Annotated in this window: 1 protein-coding gene; it reads right to left on the bottom strand. The window is 36.7% G+C overall.

The annotated features are described in order from the left end of the window. Positions 1-67 precede the first annotated feature (67 nt). A complete protein-coding gene (locus P3R27_RS14680; protein WP_195960542.1) occupies positions 68-418 on the bottom strand; it encodes a phBC6A51 family helix-turn-helix protein in 351 nt (116 codons plus the stop codon). Positions 419-501: the final 83 nt, after the last annotated feature.

Raw genomic sequence — 501 nt, forward strand, 5'->3', positions numbered from 1 at the left:
TATGTCAGAGTTAAGGGTAGCCCTCCATACGCTATGGAACTTCTCAGGTAGTAAATCAGAAAGCTTTTTAGCCATCGTCTTCACTACCGATATCATCGATAAATGTAGGAACTTCTGTAACCGACATTTCAGATACTTCCACAGGTTTATGCCCTGTTCTGTCTAAAATATCTTTTGCTGCGTTAAATCTAACCAGCTCGCTTTTAGCTGTCAGTAGTTCTTCCATCGTTCGAATAGATTTGCTGGATAAGTCTTTGAGAAATTTCTTTTCCTCGGCTGTCTTCAAATCTTCAAAATCTTTTCTTTTTTTCCATCTTGAAATAGTTTCTTCTGTAACATCAAGTTCTTTGGCGATTTCTCGTTGGGTCAATGACGTTCTAACCATTAAGACTATTGCTTTTTCATAATTATTAGCCATTGTCTAAAACACCTCCGAACTTGACTTTTTTTGAGCGTATCTGAATACTTCTTCCATATCTAAAATACTAGTCCGCTTAATAG

Origin of the sequence: Enterococcus spodopteracolus (assembly GCF_030441955.1) — a bacterium.
In the GTDB taxonomy this organism is placed as follows: Bacteria; Bacillota; Bacilli; order Lactobacillales; family Enterococcaceae; genus Enterococcus_B; species Enterococcus_B spodopteracolus.

Excerpts from the sequence above, each read along its gene's own strand:
- P3R27_RS14680 (WP_195960542.1), bottom strand. The coding sequence starts at position 418 with ATGGCTAATAATTATGAAAAAGCAATAGTCTTAATGGTTAGAACGTCA.